At 75.0% G+C, this 15,602-nt stretch carries 16 protein-coding genes; 6 read left to right on the top strand and 10 right to left on the bottom strand.

The genetic code is table 11. The annotated features are described in order from the left end of the window. Window positions 1-22 precede the first annotated feature (22 nt). Window positions 23-1,111, top strand: coding sequence for a DUF3500 domain-containing protein (locus tag DMP17_RS35080; RefSeq protein ID WP_337831794.1), 1,089 nt, complete (start codon window positions 23-25; stop codon window positions 1,109-1,111). Between the two features lie 52 nt (window positions 1,112-1,163). Then, window positions 1,164-3,062, top strand: a complete 1,899-nt coding sequence (gene acs / locus DMP17_RS35075) for an acetate--CoA ligase (RefSeq protein WP_226357617.1) — start codon at window positions 1,164-1,166, stop codon at window positions 3,060-3,062. A gap of 2 nt (window positions 3,063-3,064) precedes the next feature. Here acs and DMP17_RS35070 read toward each other — a convergent pair whose 3' ends face one another. Further along, the gene (locus DMP17_RS35070) at window positions 3,065-3,382 is read right to left on the bottom strand and encodes a putative quinol monooxygenase (RefSeq protein WP_073574481.1); all 318 of its coding nucleotides are present in this window, start codon (window positions 3,380-3,382) and stop codon (window positions 3,065-3,067) included. 87 nt (window positions 3,383-3,469) lie between these two features. On the opposite strand from DMP17_RS35070, the gene DMP17_RS35065 reads away from it, so the two are divergent. Further along, entirely contained in the window at window positions 3,470-4,624 is a 1,155-nt protein-coding gene (locus DMP17_RS35065) for a DUF3500 domain-containing protein (RefSeq protein ID WP_226357616.1), read from the top strand. A gap of 13 nt (window positions 4,625-4,637) precedes the next feature. Here DMP17_RS35065 and DMP17_RS35060 read toward each other — a convergent pair whose 3' ends face one another. The 6 genes from DMP17_RS35060 to DMP17_RS35035 form a co-directional block, all read right to left on the bottom strand. Next, the gene (locus tag DMP17_RS35060) at window positions 4,638-5,708 is read right to left on the bottom strand and encodes a hypothetical protein (RefSeq protein WP_337831793.1); all 1,071 of its coding nucleotides are present in this window, start codon (window positions 5,706-5,708) and stop codon (window positions 4,638-4,640) included. Between the two features lie 55 nt (window positions 5,709-5,763). Then, window positions 5,764-6,264 carry an Lrp/AsnC family transcriptional regulator gene (locus DMP17_RS35055; RefSeq protein ID WP_226357614.1) on the bottom strand — a complete coding sequence of 167 codons (501 nt, stop codon included), beginning with the start codon at window positions 6,262-6,264 and terminating at the stop codon, window positions 5,764-5,766. Between the two features lie 20 nt (window positions 6,265-6,284). Beyond that, entirely contained in the window at window positions 6,285-7,547 is a 1,263-nt protein-coding gene (locus tag DMP17_RS35050; protein ID WP_337831792.1) for an FAD-dependent oxidoreductase, read from the bottom strand. Window positions 7,548-7,633: 86 nt separating this feature from the next. Beyond that, a complete protein-coding gene (locus DMP17_RS35045) occupies window positions 7,634-8,062 on the bottom strand; it encodes a VOC family protein (RefSeq protein ID WP_337831791.1) in 429 nt (142 codons plus the stop codon). An 11-nt stretch (window positions 8,063-8,073) separates the two neighbouring features. Then, complete coding sequence (locus tag DMP17_RS35040; protein WP_337831790.1) at window positions 8,074-9,201, bottom strand: serine hydrolase domain-containing protein; 1,128 nt, start codon at window positions 9,199-9,201, stop codon at window positions 8,074-8,076. Window positions 9,202-9,258: 57 nt separating this feature from the next. Then, window positions 9,259-10,083 (bottom strand): SAM-dependent methyltransferase, encoded by an 825-nt coding sequence (locus DMP17_RS35035; RefSeq protein WP_178373503.1) that lies wholly within the window; start codon window positions 10,081-10,083, stop codon window positions 9,259-9,261. A gap of 237 nt (window positions 10,084-10,320) precedes the next feature. Between DMP17_RS35035 and DMP17_RS35030 the strand changes: the two genes are divergently transcribed. The 3 genes from DMP17_RS35030 to DMP17_RS35020 all read left to right on the top strand — a co-directional run bounded on the left by DMP17_RS35030 (window position 10,321) and on the right by DMP17_RS35020 (window position 12,798). Next, the gene (locus DMP17_RS35030; RefSeq protein ID WP_226357610.1) at window positions 10,321-11,214 is read left to right on the top strand and encodes a helix-turn-helix domain-containing protein; all 894 of its coding nucleotides are present in this window, start codon (window positions 10,321-10,323) and stop codon (window positions 11,212-11,214) included. A 216-nt stretch (window positions 11,215-11,430) separates the two neighbouring features. Beyond that, window positions 11,431-11,661 carry a DUF397 domain-containing protein gene (locus DMP17_RS35025; protein WP_226357609.1) on the top strand — a complete coding sequence of 77 codons (231 nt, stop codon included), beginning with the start codon at window positions 11,431-11,433 and terminating at the stop codon, window positions 11,659-11,661. Window positions 11,662-11,751: 90 nt separating this feature from the next. Beyond that, complete coding sequence (locus DMP17_RS35020; RefSeq protein ID WP_337831789.1) at window positions 11,752-12,798, top strand: class I SAM-dependent methyltransferase; 1,047 nt, start codon at window positions 11,752-11,754, stop codon at window positions 12,796-12,798. A gap of 16 nt (window positions 12,799-12,814) precedes the next feature. Here the strand turns inward: DMP17_RS35020 and ppk2 are convergent, their stop codons facing one another. From ppk2 to DMP17_RS35005, 3 genes are all read right to left on the bottom strand, one after another. After that, complete coding sequence (gene ppk2 / locus DMP17_RS35015) at window positions 12,815-13,783, bottom strand: polyphosphate kinase 2 (protein ID WP_337831788.1); 969 nt, start codon at window positions 13,781-13,783, stop codon at window positions 12,815-12,817. 61 nt (window positions 13,784-13,844) lie between these two features. Beyond that, entirely contained in the window at window positions 13,845-14,678 is an 834-nt protein-coding gene (locus DMP17_RS35010) for a siderophore-interacting protein (RefSeq protein WP_337831787.1), read from the bottom strand. Further along, window positions 14,675-15,583, bottom strand: a complete 909-nt coding sequence (locus DMP17_RS35005) for an iron-siderophore ABC transporter substrate-binding protein (protein WP_337831786.1) — start codon at window positions 15,581-15,583, stop codon at window positions 14,675-14,677. Before DMP17_RS35005 ends, DMP17_RS35010 begins: the two co-directional genes overlap by 4 nt. Window positions 15,584-15,602: the final 19 nt, after the last annotated feature.

The raw sequence follows: 15,602 nt of genomic DNA, 5'->3' as shown, positions 1-15,602 counted from the left end.
TCCGGCGGACTAGCGTGGCCGTGTGACGACGAGCGAGACGGTCGCCGCGGCGATGGCGGACACGGCCGCGGCCTGGCTGGACACCCTGGACGACGACCGGCTCGCGACCGCCCGCGGCGACGGCCCGTCCGGCGACGCCGGGTCCGACGCCGAGCGTCGTCGCTGGTTCTACACCCCCACCGACCACGGCGGGCTGACGCTGCACGCGCAGACCCCTGTGCAGCAGCAGCGCGCGATGCGGCTCGTCGCCTCAGGGCTGTCCGAGGCCGGCTACGCCACCGTGGCGACGGTCATGGGGCTGGAGAACGTCCTGGACCGGGCGCAGGACTGGCCCACCCGGCCGTACCGGGAGCGGTTCCGGGACCCGGCGCTCTACCACCTGCGGATCTTCGGTGACCCGGGCGCGCGCACCTGGGGCTGGCGCTTCGGCGGGCACCACGTGTCGGTGAACGCACTCGTCGTCGACGGGCGGGTGGCCGCGGCCACGCCGTGCTTCCTCGGCGCGAACCCCGCGACGACGCCGCTGCTCGGCGGGGGTGTCGCGCGCCCGCTCGGGCCGACCGAGGACCTGGCCCGGGAGATCGTCCGCGGGCTCCCGCCCGAGCTCGCCGGGGCCGCGGTCCTGTCCGCCGGGGCCCCACCGGACCTGGTGACGGCGAACCGGCCGCTGGTCGCGCCGGGCGACCGGCCGCTGCCGACCTCGGCGGTCCGGCGGGAGAGCCCGCCCGGGCCGGTGGACCCGGTCGACGGCACCGAGGCCGTCGCGCTCACCGGCGCGCCGCGCGGTGTCCCGGCGAGCGCGCTCGACGACCGCGGCCGCGGCCTGCTGCGCCGCCTGCTCTCGGCCTACCTGGACCGGGCACCGGCCGGGGTCTCACCCGCCGGCCGCTACGACGACGACGCCGCCCTCGACGAGGTGCACATCGCCTGGGCGGGCTCGCTGGAGCCGGGGGAGCCGCACTACCACCGGCTCCAGGGGCCGCGGCTGCTGCTGGAGTGGGACAACACCCAGGACGGCGCGGACCACGCCCACTCGGTGTGGCGCGACCCGGAGAACGACTTCGGCGTGGACCTGCTCGACGACCACCACCGGGCCTTCGCCCATCGGTGAGTCCCCTCACGACGGCCTGCGCCTCACGGGATCCGGCGGCGAGGATCGGGGCATGTACCCGCCCCCGCCCGAGCTCGCCGCACACGCCAACGTCACCGCGGCGGCCTACGACGAGGCCGCCGCCGACCCGGAGGCGTTCTGGTGCGCGCAGGCCCGGCGCCTGGAGTGGGACCGCGCGCCCGAGCAGGGCTACGACGGCAGCCGCTGGCCCGAGGTCACCTGGTTCGCCGACGGCACGCTGAACGTCGCGCGCAACTGCGTCGACCGGCACGTCGAGGCCGGTGCGGGGGACACGGTCGCCCTGCACTGGGAGGGCGAGCCGGGGGACCGGCGCACCGTCACCTACGCCGACCTGCAGCGCGAGGTCGCCCGCTGCGCGCACGCGCTCACCGCGCTCGGGGTGGGGCGCGGCGACGTCGTCGTCGTGTACCTGCCGGTGCTGGTCGAGACCGTCGTCGTGATGCTCGCCTGCGCCCGGATCGGGGCGGTCCACTCGCTGGTCTTCGGCGGATTCTCCGCCCCGGCACTGCGGTTCCGGCTCACCGACGGGGCGGCGAAGCTGCTCGTCACCACCGACGGCCAGTACCGGCGCGGGAAGGCCGTCCCGGTCAAGGCGAACGCCGACGAGGCCGCGGCCGGGGTGGAGTCGCTGGAGCACGTGCTGGTGATCCGCCGGACCGGCTCGGAGGTCGGCTGGACCCCCGGGCGCGACGTGTGGTGGCACGACGTCGTCGACACCGCGCCGGAGGTCCACGAGGCCGAGGCCTTCGGAGCCGAGAGCCCGCTCATGCTCGTCTACACCTCCGGCACCACCGGCACGCCCAAGGGTCTTCTGCACACCATGGGCGGCTACCTCACCCAGGCGTCCTGGACGGCGTGGGCCTGCTTCGACCACAAGCCCGACGACGTCTACTGGTGCACCGCCGACCTCGCCTGGGTCACCGCGCACACCTACGAGGTCTACGGCCCGCTGTCCAACGGCGTCACGCAGGTGATCTACGAGGGCACCCCGGACACCCCGGAGCGCGGCCGGCACTTCGAGATCATCGAGCGGTACGGCGTCACCGTGTACTACACCGCGCCCACCCTGGTCCGTACCTACATGAAGTGGGGCCGCGACGTCCCGGGCCGCCACGACCTGTCGTCGCTGCGGCTGCTCGGCACCGTCGGCGAGGCGATCAACCCCGAGGCCTGGCGCTGGTTCCACGAGGTGATCGGCGGGAGCCGGTGCCCGATCGTCGACACCTGGTGGCAGTCCGAGACCGGTGCGGCGATCTGCGCGCCGCTGCCCGGCGTGACGTCGCTGGTCCCGGGCTCGGCGACCCGGCCGCTGCCGGGACTCTCGGTGCGGGTGGTCGACCGCGACGGGCGGACCTGCGACCCCGGCGAGGGCGGGATCCTGGTGATCGACCGGCCGTGGCCGTCGATGGCACGGACCGTGTGGGGCGACCCGGAGCGGTTCCGCGCGTCCTACTTCGCCGACTACGCCGAGCAGGGCTGGTACAAGGCGGGCGACGGCGCCGTCGTCGACGAGCACGGGTACGTGACGCTGCAGGGCCGGATCGACGACGTCATGAACGTCTCCGGGCACCGGCTCGGCTCGATCGAGCTGGAGTCGGCGCTGGTGTCGCACCCGCGGGTCGCCGAGGCGGGCGTGGTCGGGGCACCGGACGCGACGACCGGGCAGGCCGTCGTCGCGTTCGTGACGGTCACCGACGGCCCGACCGAGGGCCTCGCGGCGCAGCTGCGGGCGCACGTGGCGCGCGAGATGGGGCCGGTCGCCCGGCCCCGCGAGGTCGTGCTCGTCGCGGAGCTGCCGAAGACCCGCTCGGGCAAGATCATGCGACGGCTGCTGCTCGACGTGACCGCCGGGCGCGAGCCCGGCGACACGACGTCGCTGGTGGACCCGGCCGCCTTCGCGGAGCTGGCGGCCGGGTACCGGCGGAGCTGAGCTCAGGCGATGCGGCGCAGCTTCTGGATCACGAGCTCGCCGTCGAGCAGGTCGCCCATGATCCCGACGAAGTGCACCAGGTGCGGGGTCTGCAGGTGCGCGTCGAGCTTCGCCTCGGACTCCCAGTTCTCGTAGAAGAAGAACACCGCGGGGTCGTCCCAGCCCTGGTGGAGGTCGTAGTTGACGTAGCCGTCCTCCTTCGACGTCGGCTCGATCAGCTTCTCGAGCTCCGCCTTCAGCTCCTCCTCCTTGCCCGGCTTCGCGCGCATCCGGGCGATCACGGTGAGCAGGTCGCGGTTGTCGTCGGTGGGAGTGGGCATCGTTGCCTCCGGCTCGATTGGTTGTGCACAACGAGTATGGCGCATCTCGCCCGGTGGAGTCTGCCCGCAGTCGCTACCGTCGGCAGAATGATCGGTGCGGCGGACACCCGGGAGACGGCGGACGCGATGGCCGGGGCCGCGCTGGCCTGGCTGGACACCCTCGACCCGGCGCAGCGGGAGGTCGCCGTCGGGCACGCCCCGACCGGTGACGGCGACGCCGACGCCGAGCGCCGCCGCTGGTTCTACACCCCCACCGACCACGGCGGGCTCACCTTCCACGACCAGCTCCCGCCGCAGCAGCGCGCTGCCATGAAGCTGGTCGCGTCCGGGCTGTCGCGGGCCGCCTACGTCACCGTCGCGACCGTGATGGGGCTGGAGAACGTCCTCGACCACACCGAGGGCTTCGTGACGCTGTTCGACCGGACCCGCGGCCGGGACCCGCAGATGTATTACCTGCGCGTCTTCGGCGAGCCGGGGGACACCGGCACCTGGGGCTGGCGCTTCGGCGGGCACCACGTCTCGGTCAACATGCTGGTCGTCGACGGCGTCGTGGTCGCCTCGACCCCGTGCTTCCTGGGCGCCGACCCGGCGACCTCCGAGCTGCTCGGCGACGCCGTGCTCCGCCCGCTCGGACGGGTCGAGGACCTCGCCCGCGACCTCGTCCGCTCGCTGCCCGCCGAGCTGCGCGAGCGTGCGGTGCTGCTGGACAAGGCCCCACCGGACCTCGTCGCCGCCAACCGCACCGAGCCGCAGGAGGGCGACAACTGGATCCCGCTGGCCGGGATCTGGCGCACCGAGTCCTTCGCCGACCCCGAGCAGCAGCGCAAGCTCGACGACATGAGCGCGGCCATCGAGGAGCGGGCCGCGTTCACCGACGCGCAGAAGGAGACCGTCGCGCTGTCGCGCACCCCGGCCGGCGTGCCGGCGTCCGACCTGGACGCCGGGGGCCGCGAGATGCTGCGCGCGTTGCTGGGCACCTACCTGAAGCGGGTCGCCGAGCCGCTGCAGCCGATCTCCCGCTACGACGACGACACCGAGCTCGACGCCGTGCACCTCGCCTGGGCGGGGCCGCTGGAGGACGGCGCCCCGAGCTACTACCGGGTCCAGGGCCCGCGCCTGCTCATCGAGTGGGACAACACCCAGCGCGACGCCAACCACGCCCACTCGGTGTGGCGCGACCCGTCGGCCGACTTCGGCCTGGACGTGCTCGGCGCGCACCGGGCGGCGCACCACCTCGGCTGACCCGGCCGCCGGGTCACCGCAGGCCCGGCTCGAACGGGAGCCGCCACGGCTGCGGGGCGTCGAGCACCCGCAGCGCCACCGGGTCGGAGCCGTCCGCGCCGACGTCGACCGCGACCACCCGGTCGTCGCCCGGCGCGGTGCGCCCGGGGGAGCGGAACGACACGTAGGCGCGGACCCGGTCGGTCGAGCCCGGCAGGTACTGGCGGAACGAGTGCAGCGCCGGGGTGTTCGCGGACGGGACGCCCGTCGCCGCGAGGTACGCGGCGGCCACCCGTTCGGCGGCCGCCCGGTAGCCGGTCGCCCCGGCCGGGCCGAAGTCGAGCGTCGCGCCCTCGTGCACGCCGTGCCGGGTCGCGCGCACCGTCGTGCGGTGCCGCACCCGCGCGGCCGCGGCCTCGGCCGCCTCGCGCAGGACCAGCGCCCGCGGCCGGTCGGGCCCGGGCGGCCCGGGCCGGACGGCGTCGGCCGGGTCGAGCACCCGCACCGACAGCGTGACCGGTCCGTCCGGGTCGATCCCCGCCAGGCCGGCGCGCGCCCGGGCGGCGTCGAGGGCGCACCGGTCCAGGAGGGCCAGCAGCGCCGCGCCACCGTCGGTGGCCGTGGACGGCCCGGCGACGACGGTCAGCTCGGCGACCAGTCCCGCGGCGTCGTCGATACCCGGTCCGGGGCCGCCGGGGCGGTCGATCCGGCGCAGCTCGCGGATCCCCGCCACGTCGGCGCCGCACCGGTCGAGCGCCGTGGTGAGGCTGCGCAGCTCCGCCGCCTCGGCCCGGGCCCGCGCCACCGCGGGCCCGACGGCGAGCGCGCACCGCGACCCGGGTGGGCAGGCGCCGCCCGGGCCGGTCGCGAAGGACGCGACCGCGTCGGGGTCGCCGACGACCGCGGCCGTGACCTCGTACCCACCGGCGGCGCCGAGCCCCCGCACCGACAGCACGCGCAGCGCTCCCGGTGCCTCGCGCTCGGCCGCCTGCCGGGCGAGCTCACGCACGCGGTCGTGGCGGGCCGGACCGTACCACCACACGAGGCCCGCCGCCCCGACCAGCAACGCCGCCACCACCACGACCACGAGCACCGTCCTCGACACGGGGGGATCGTGCCCCGGCCGCCGCGGCGCCGGCACCGTCGAACTACGGGGCCGGTCAGTCCCGGTAGGCGGGCGCCCGGCTCGGGCCCTCGCGGTGGTCGCGCTCCAGCAGCGGCCGCCAGCGCGGCGCGACCAGGGTGGACAGCACCACCACGCTGGTGGAGCGGGCCACCAGCGGTGAGCGGCCGAGCGCGAGCAGGGTGTCCTGCAGGTCCTCGTGCGACGACGCCGCGAGCCGGCACAGCACGTCCGACGAGCCGGTCGTCGCGTACGCCTCGGTGACCGCGGGCAGCGCGGCGAGCTCGGCGGCGACGTCGCCCAGCTCGCCCTGCGCGATCTCCAGCGTCACGAACGCCTGCACGCCGTACCCGGCCGCCGGGAGGTCGACGTCCGGGCCGTACCCGGTGACGACCCCGGCACGTTCCAGCCGGTCCAGCCGCGCCTGCACCGTCCCGCGGGCGACCCGCAGCGTGCGCGAGAGCTCCAGCACCCCGGCCCGCGGCCGGTCGCGCAGCGCGGCGAGCAGGTCGACGTCGAGGGCGTCCAGGGACAGCACCCGGTGAGCCTAGCCGCGGCTCAGCCGGCCGGGACGGGCTCGCGACGGGCGAAGTCCGGGGCCCGCTCCGGCCGGAAGCCCACGCCCACCAGGTAGGCGGGCACGATCTGGGCGGCCGGGACCGCGCGCATCAGCCGCAGCAGCGGAGCCGGGGGACCGTCGAGCCGTCCCGCCAGCGCCGGGCCGGCGATGTTGCGGTGCATGATCCGCTGCAGGCCCTGGACCAGCACCGTCGGGAGCAGCCTGCGGTTGCGGACCCGGCCGAGGTCCCGCTCGGTGAGGGTGCCCCGCTGCAACGGGGCGGCGAGCAGGGTCGCGGCGGCGACCGCGTCCTGGATCGCGAGGTTGATCCCGACGCCGCCGATCGGGGACATCGCGTGCGCGGCGTCGCCGATGCAGAGCAGGCCGTCGACGTGCCAGCGGCGCAGCCGGTTGAGCTTCACGTCGAGGTGCTTCACCTCGTCCATCGACGCGATCTCGTCGACCCGGTCGGCGTACTCCGGCATCAGCTCGGCGATGTCGGCCCGGAACGACTCGACGCCCGCGGCGCGCAGCCGCGCGTCGGCGCCCTTGGGGGCGAGGTAGCCGATCTGGTAGTAGCCCTCGCGCGGGATGACCACCGCGAAGCGCCCCTTCCCGATCCGCGGGCGCAGGGTGGCCCGCTGCTCCTCGGGGCGGCGCGGCAGCCGGAACCACCAGGTGTCGAACGGGACGTCGTACTCGGTCACGGGCAGGCCGGACCCGGCCCGCAGGACCGAGTGCCTGCCGTCGCAGGCGACGGTGAGGTCGGCCCGGATCTCGCCGGTGGTCTCCGCACCGGGCGCGGTCGTCGTCGCGTACCGGACGCCGACGACCCGCCCGTTCTCCCGGACCAGCGACGTGGCCCGGGTGTCGAGCCGCAGGTGGAAGGCGGGCTCGTCGGCGGCGACCTCGGCGAGCAGGTTCAGCAGGTCCCACTGCGGGACGAGCGCGATGTAGGGGTGGCGGACCCCGACCCGGCGCAGCAGCGACAGGTTCCCGACCCGCTGGGCGCCGCCCCGCTCGTCGGGGATCACGACCTCGTCGACCCGGCTCTGCGGCAGCGCGGCGAACCGCTCGCCCAGCCCCAGGTCGTCGAGCAGGTCCAGGGTGGTGGGGTGCACGGTGTCCCCGCGGAAGTCCCGCAGGAAGTCGCCGTGCTTCTCCAGCACGGTCACCTCGACCCCGGCCCGGGCCAATAGCAGCCCCAGCATCATCCCGGCCGGGCCGCCCCCGACCACGCAGCACGTCGTCCGCTCCGACATCACACCCACCTCATTTCAACTGGTGTTGAATTACGACGAGTATGCGCCCCCGGAGACCGTCACGCAATCGCTGTGACCGGGTGTACTCAGCCGCCGAAGCGGCCCCGCGCCGACTCCGGGATCAGCGGCCGGTGACCGCGGACCCGCAGCTCCTGCACCGCCCAGGTGTTGCCGTCGGGATCGGCGAAGCCGAAGAAGGTGCCGCCGTCGCGCTCGTCGAGCACCATCACCTCGCTGCACTCCAGCCCGCGCCCGACGAGCTCGTCGCGCGCGGCCCGGGCGTCGGCGACGCAGAGCTGCAGCCCGCGCATCGAGCCCGGCGCCATCTCGTTCTGCGCCGGCAGCGAGCCGACGACGATCGAGCAGCCCGAGCCCCGCGGCGTCAGCTGGGCGACGTGCATGTGCTCGGTGCGGGTGTCGTGGTCCAGGTCGAAACCGACCCGGTCGCGGTAGAAGGCGACCGCGGTGTCGAGATCCGACACCGGCAGCACGACGACCTCGAGCGTCCAGTCCACGGTGGGTCCTCTCAGGAGTGCGCCGCGGCGCGGAAGGAGTGCACGAGCGCGGGCCCCTCGGGCCCGGACCACATGACCTGGGTCAGTAGCAGCGAGATCACCCCGGTGGCCGGGTCGGACCGCCAGGCGGTGCCCAGGCCGCCGTCCCAGCCGTAGCGGCCGCCGTCCTCGACGGCCAGGCCCAGGCCCCAGCCGCAGCCGTCGTCGAGGAACGGGGCGGCGCCGGCCCGCTGCGCGGCGCTCAGCCGGTCGGTGGTCAGCTCGGCGACGGCGCCGGGGGACAGGACCGGGCTGCCGCCCCCGCGCAGGGCCCGGGTGAACGCGAGCAGGTCGTCCAGGGTGGAGACCAGGCCGCCGCCCCCGGACGGGAACACCGGCGGTGCCGCCCACGCGCCGTCGACCGGGTCGGTCACGGTGAAGGCACCGCCGGGTGCGGCGGCCAGCAGCGGGACGAACCGGTCCCGATCGGCGACGGGCACCGAGAAGCCGGTGTCGCGCATGCCGAGCGGGGTGAACACCCGCTCGGCCAGCACGGTCTGCAGGTCGGTCCCGCAGCGGCGGGCGAGCAGGACGCCGAGCAGGTCGCCGCTGGTCTGGTAGAGCCAGCGCGATCCCGGCTGTGCGACGAGCGGCACCGCGGCGAGCCGCGCGGTCCAGGTGTCGGGGTCGGGCAGCGGGTAGCTGCCGGGCGGCCCGTCGCTGCCGAGCCCGGCGGTGGCGCGCTGCACGGGCAGGTCGGCGCCGAAGCGGGGGAGCATCCCGATCCCGCAGCGGTAGGTCAGCAGGTCGTGCAGGGTGATGGGTCGGCGCGCGGGGACGGTGTCGTCGAGCTCGGCGGCCTCGTGACGCAGCACCCGCGGCGCGGCCAGCTCCGGGAGCCAGGCCGCGACCGGCCCGTCGAGCTCCAGCATCCCGTCCTCGACCAGTGCGAGCGCGGCGACCGCGACGACCGGCTTGGTGATCGAGGCGATCCGCACGAGCGTGTTGCGGCGCAGCGGGTGTCCGGCGCCGTCCTCGCCGAGGACGTGCACCCCGGTGCCGTGCCGGGGGTCGTCGACGGCGGCGACCAGCCCCGGGACGCGCCCGGTGCCGACGGCGTCGTGCAGGAGCGCGGCGGTGCGGTCCAGGGTGACGGTCACGGGGGCCTCCCGGGGTCGGCGGGTCTCACCCGTTCCGACCGCGGCGGCCCCGCGGACTCATCGCTTGATGCCGACCCCGCCGACGATGCAGCGCTGCACCGGGTCCTCGGTGCGCAGCTGCGGGCCGTCGGGCCACCACCGGTAGCAGGGGACGATGCCCGGGTCGACCAGCTCGAGGCCGGGGAACAGGCCGCTGATCTCGGCGTGCGTGCGGAACCGGCCGCTGCCCATCGGGCTGTGGACGAAGACCTGCTCCATCCGCCGGGCCAGCTCGCTGTCCGCGTTCTCCGGGTCGAAGAAGTGCGCGATCGCGACGACGCTGCCGGGGGCGAGCCGCTCGATGTAGCGCGCCATGATCGCCTGCGGGTCCACGGCGTCGTCGAAGTGGTGGATGGTGCCGATCTGGAACAGCGCGAGCGGCTGGTCGAGGTCGAGGAAGCCCTGGACCGTCGGGTCGGCCAGCACCGTCTCCGGCTCGCGGATGTCCGCGGCGGAGAAGCGGGTGAACTCGTTGTCCTCCAGCAGCGCCTGGCCGTGCGCGATGACGGTCGGGTCGTTGTCGACGTAGGCGACCCGGGCCTCGGGCTGCAGCCGCTGGACCACCTGGTGGGTGTTCTCCGCGGTCGGCAGGCCGGAGCCGCAGTCCAGGTACTGGGTGATGGAGGTCTGGGTGGCGACGAAGCGCGCCGCCCGGATCAGGAACGCCCGGTTGTCGATCGCGAGCATGTTGACCTCGGGGGCCACCTGCCGGACCCGTTCGATGGTCTCCCGGTCGACCTCGTAGTTGTCCTTCCCGCCGAGCGCGTAGTCGTAGACCCGGGCGATGCTGGCCTTGGTCGTGTCGATGTACGCGGGAGCGCGACCCTCGGTCGGCTGGGCCATCGGCGGAGTCCTCACTGCGTCGTCGGCGCCGTCGCGCCGGGTCGTCGGTCGGTGCCCGGACGGCGCCCGTCGTGGCGCCGATCACCGGTGCGGTCACCGTAGCGGACCGGCCCGACGGGCACGCACCGTCACCGTCCGGAAGTGGCCCGTGATCGAGACCGCTGACGACCTGCGGAACCGTTGTGTAGGCTGGGTCACCCGATCGGCAGTCCCCGCAACCCGCAGGAGCCCGTCCCGGTGGTCCCCAGCCCGAACAGCCCCACCCCGCCCGGTGCCGACCGCGGCCCGACCGCGCGGCGCATCGTCCTCGGCTCCCACCTGCGCCGGCTGCGGGAGCGCGCGGGCATCTCCCGGACCGACGCGGCGTACGCGATCCGCGGCTCGGACTCGAAGATGAGCAGGCTGGAGTCCGGCAAGGTCGGGTTCAAGCAGCGCGACGTGGCCGACCTGCTGACGATGTACGGCGTCGCCGAGGGCCCCGAGCGCGACCAGGTCCTGTCGATGGCGGAGGAGAGCAACTCCAGCGGCTGGTGGGCCCGCTACAACGACGTCGTCCCCGGCTGGTTCGAGGACTTCGTGGGTCTGGAGGCCTCGGCGTCGCGGATCTCGTCCTACGAGCTCCTGTTCGTCCCCGGCCTGCTGCAGACCGAGGAGTACGCCCGCGCGGTCGTCAGCGGCGGTCACACCGACCTGCCGCCCGCCGAGCGGGCCGACGTCGAGAAGCGCCTGGAGGTGCGGCTGCGGCGCCAGCGCGTGCTGCACCGCAAGGACGCCCCGACCTTCTGGACCGTGCTCGACGAGGCCGTGCTGCACCGGCCGGTCGGCGGGGAGGCGGTCTTCCGCGCCCAGCTCGACCACCTGGTCGAGCTGTCGTCGCTGCCGAACGTCATCGTCCAGCTGCTGCCCTGGGACCTGTCCGGCTACGGCGCCGAGCACGCCTTCACCATGCTGCGTTTCGCCGAGCCCGAGCTGCCCGACCTGGTCTACCTCGAGGAGATGACCGGGTCCTCCTATCTGGACAAGCGGGCCGACGTCGAGCGCTACGGCCGGTCGATGGACCGGCTCACCGTCGACGCGCTCAGCCCGGAGCAGACCAAACAGGCCCTGAGCAAGCTGCGCGCCGAGCGCTGACCTGCGGCGACGTCGCTCCCGGGCGACGAACGGCACCGGTGTCCCCGGCAGCGGGGGACACCGTCCGATGCCGACCGCCCACGGCCGGTGCGGAGCACCCGGGCGCGGCCGGACGACCGCCGGGCGCGTCCGTCCTGTTTTGCACGACCGAACCGCGTGCCCCCTGCTAGCTTTTCCGCAACGGAGAATGCACGTGCAGATGAGGTGAGCATTCGCATGGAACAGATGCACCTGAGCGGCCCCGCGGCGATCGATTCGCTGGCGTGGCGCAAGAGCGTGCGCAGCGGCTACCAGGGCAACTGCGTCGAGCTCGCCGTCGTGACCGGTGGAACCGTGGCCGTCCGCAACTCGCGGGACCCGCACGGCACCGTCCTCGCCTTCCCGGCGACCGAGATGGCCGCCTTCCTGACCTCGATCAGGAACGGCGAGCTGGACGATCTCGCCTGAGGCGTCCCCGCTGACCTCCCGCGGGCGGCCGGCCCGGCCCCGGCCGCCCGCGGTGAGCCGAGAATGATCTTCTCGGTGTAGGAAGGAACGGTGAGCCGTTCCGAGCAGGCCCCGTCCTACCGCGGCGCGAGCGCCCACTACCTGTCCCCGTCGCGACGGGACCCCGTCAAGGTCGGCTCCGAGGAGCCCGTCACCCGGCGGGTCATCGCGGGTGCGCTGGCCGCGCTGCACCTGCGGCCCGGAGCCCCGGTCGCCGTGCTCGACGTCGGGTCCGGTACCGCCGACGGGTTCGCCCTCCTCACGCACCCGGCACCGGGCGCCGCGCCGATCGTCGCGGAGGACCGGCTGCGCTACGTCGGTCTCGACGTCGACCCGGAGATGGTCGCCACCGCGCGGGACACCGTCGGCTCGCCGTCGGCGTCGTTCGTGCTCGGCGACGTGCGCGACGTGCTGCCCGACGGCGCGTTCGACCTCTACCTGTCCTGCGGGGTGCCGTACTCCCACCTCACCCGCGACGAGCTCGTCGCCGCGCTGGGGTCGGTGCTGACGGCCGTCGCGGCCCGGGGGCGGCGCGCCGCGGTCGTCGTCGACGTCCTCGGCCGGTACTCGGTGGAGTGGCAGCCCCGCTGGGGCACCGAGCGCTGGGACTACGCGATGAGCTTCTTCGCCGGCGGCGGCGGGGCGATCGCCGAGCCGATGACCTTCTACGGCCGCGCCGAGCTCGACGCGACCGTCGACGCCGCGCTGGCCGGCAGCGGTGCGCGGCTGGTGTCGCGCACCGCCGTCGACCGGTCGGTCCTGGTCGGACGGCACACCGCCACCGGCACCTTCCACCCGGCGGTGCCGCGCTTCCGGACCCTGGTGAACGACCTGGTCCGCGACCCGTCCCGGGTCGACCCCGACGACCTCCGGTTCACCCCCGCGACCGGGGGCGCACCGGAGGAGGTGCTGTCCTGGCTGCGCGGGTTCGCCGACCGCTGGAACGGTGCCCTGGAGCCGTACCGGGGGGCGGGGCCGCTCGCCGAGGCTGACGCCGACCGGCTCGCCGGGACCCTGCTCGGACTCGAACGGGCCGCGGGCCCCGGCCTGGGCGTCGGCCACTCGCTGACCATGACGCTGGTGGCCGAGCCCGCCTGAGCACCGCCCCCGCGGGTCAGTGGTGCTTGTCGGTCAGCGGCGGGAAGCGGTTCGGGCCCTCGTCCTGCTCGAACATCTCCGCGGCGGGACCGACGATCAGCCGGTCCGGCGGGGAGGCGACCCCGGTGTCCTTGCCGGGGTAGTCGAACAGGCCCAGGACGTGGCGCATGGCCTCGAGCCGTGCGCGCTTCTTGTCGTTGCTCTTGATCACCGTCCAGGGCGCGTCCTTGGTGTCGGTGTAGAAGAACATCGCCTCCTTGGCCTCGGTGTAGGCCTCCCACTTGTCCAGCGAGGCGAGGTCCATCGGGGACAGCTTCCACTGGCGCACCGGGTCGACCTGGCGGATCAGGAAGCGGGTGCGCTGCTCGTCGCGCGACACCGAGAACCACAGCTTCACCAGGTGCACCCCGGACCGGACGAGCATCCGCTCCAGCTCCGGGGTGGCCCGCAGGAATTCCATGTAGGAGCGGGGGTCGGTGAAGCCCATGACCCGCTCGACACCGGCCCGGTTGTACCAGGACCGGTCGAACAGCACGATCTCCCCGGCCGAGGGCAGATGCTGCACGTAGCGCTGGAAGTACCACTGGCCGGACTCGCGCTCGGTCGGCTTCTCCAGCGCCACCACCCGGCAGCCGCGGGGGTTGAGGTGCTCGGTGAACCGCTTGATCGTCCCGCCCTTGCCCGCGGCGTCGCGGCCCTCGAACAGCACGACGATCCGGTTGCCGGTGTCCTTGACCCAGTTCTGCAGCTTCAGCAGCTCGATCTGCAGCAGCCGCTTCTGGCGCTCGTACTCCAGGCGGGACAGCCGGTCGTCGTAGGGGTAGCCCTGGCGCCAGGTGTCGACCGGGCTGCCCTCGGGGTCGACGAGGGTCGGGTCGTCGTCGTCGGAGTCGTCGACCCGGAAGTGCCCGGGGTCGGCCGCGGCGGGGTGCGGGATCAGGGTGTCGGGGGCGTCGGCCTGAGGCTCGACCGGGGTCTCGTCCACGTGTGGCAACGCTGCGCGCCGGTCATGTCCGCAGAGCCACGCCCGGATGACGGCCGGGTGATCAGCGGGCAGCGGGACGGGGCCGGTCGTGCCAGTAGCCCTGCGCGTGGACCCGGTCCGGGGCGACGCCCGCCTCGTGCAGCAGCGCCCGCACCCGCGCCACCCGGGTGCTCTCGGTGGCGTTCCAGGCGTAGAAGTGCTCGCCGAGGCGGGCGGCCGCCCCACCGTGGGCGCCGGCCCAGTCGGCGACGGCGTCGAGCAGCGGGCGCCCGGGCCGACGGCAGACCTCCACCGTCACGCCCGGATGCGCGTCGGTGAGCCCGACGGCGTCGGCCGGGTCGCCGACCTCGACCAGCACCCGGCCCCGGTGGTGCGGCGGGAGCGCGGCGAGGATGCCGCGCACGGCGGGCAGCGCGGTCTCGTCGCCGGTGATCAGCACCTCGGTGGCGGGGCCCGGGTCCCACTGCACACCGTGGCCGGGGTTGCCGCGCCGCACGTCCGGCCCGGAGAGCAGGACGGCGTCGCCGGGGCGGGCGGCCGCGGCCCACGCGCTCGCCGGGCCCGGCCGGGAGTGGCGGAACACGTCGAGGTCGACCTCACCGCGCCCCGGCCGGACCGCGGCCGGGGTGTAGCTGCGCAGCACCGGCCGCGTGTCGGCGGGCAGCTCCCGCAGCCGGGCCCGCCACTCGCGTTCCAGCAGGCCCGAGGTGAGCGAGGAGGGGTAGCCGTCGGCCGGCGGGACCAGCAGCTTGACCCGCTGGTCCCGGCCGTGCGGGGCGAACCGCGCCAGCTGCGGACCGCCCAGGACGATCCGCCGGAACCCGGGGGAGGGCACGCCGACGGCGAGCACCCGGGCGGCGAACAGGACGTTCGGCGACGCCGACAGGGGGCTCACCGGCCCAGCGTCCGCTCGATGTCGTCGAGCACCTTCTGCCCGCCGAGCGGCCCGACCCCGGTGATCCAGACCGACTGGTCGACCGGGTGCAGCCGCGGGAAGACCTGCGCACGCACCGCCTGGACGGCCGGCGGCACCGCCGACGGCGACGCCGGGTCGGTCGCGGTCAGGAACACCTCGTCGGCGCGGGCCTGCTGGACCAGCTCGGGGGACAGGTCCACCGAGATCGAGTTCTCCCAGTCCCGTGGCGGGATGGTGAACCCGGCGCACTCCAGGGTGCTGCCCGCGAACGACGTCGGCCCGTACAGGGTGAGCAGACCGTCGCGGGGGCGGATCATCTGCGCGGTCCGCCCGGCCGTGTCGTGGGTCCGGGCCACCTCGGCGCAGCGGTCCCGGTAGCGGGTGAGCAGCTGCTCGGTGTCGGCCTCGCGGCCGAGCGCCCGGCCGACGAAGCGGACGTTGTCCTGCCACGGGTCGGCCTGCGAGGCCATGAACGCCGTCGGCGCGATCGCGGTCAGCCGGTCGTACAGCGCGGCGTGCCGGGACTCGGTGCCCAGGATCAGGTCGGGCCGCTGGGCCGCGATCCGCTCCAGGTCGGGCTCGGCGACGGTCCCGACGACCGTCACCTGCGCACCGGCGTCGCCGAGGTAGGCGGGCACCCCGGTGCCCTCGGACAGGACCCCGGCCCCGACCGGCGGGGCGTCGAGGGCGACGGTGGTGTCGAGCTGGACCGGCTCCAGCACGACGACCCGCTGCGGCGCGGCCGGGACGGTGACCTCGCCGCGTGCGGTGGCGACCGTGCGGGTCTCCCCGGAGTCGGTGGGGCCCGAGCCGGGCGCGGAGCACGCGGCGAGGAACAGGGTGAGCAGGGCGGCGAGGGCCACCGCGGCCCGGGGCGGCGTCACGGACGATCTCCTTCGGTCA

The sequence above is a fragment of the Pseudonocardia sp. TMWB2A genome (assembly GCF_017312135.1).
Note: the sequence above shows the minus strand (reverse complement) of the source record. Positions and strands in the feature narration are given on the sequence as shown.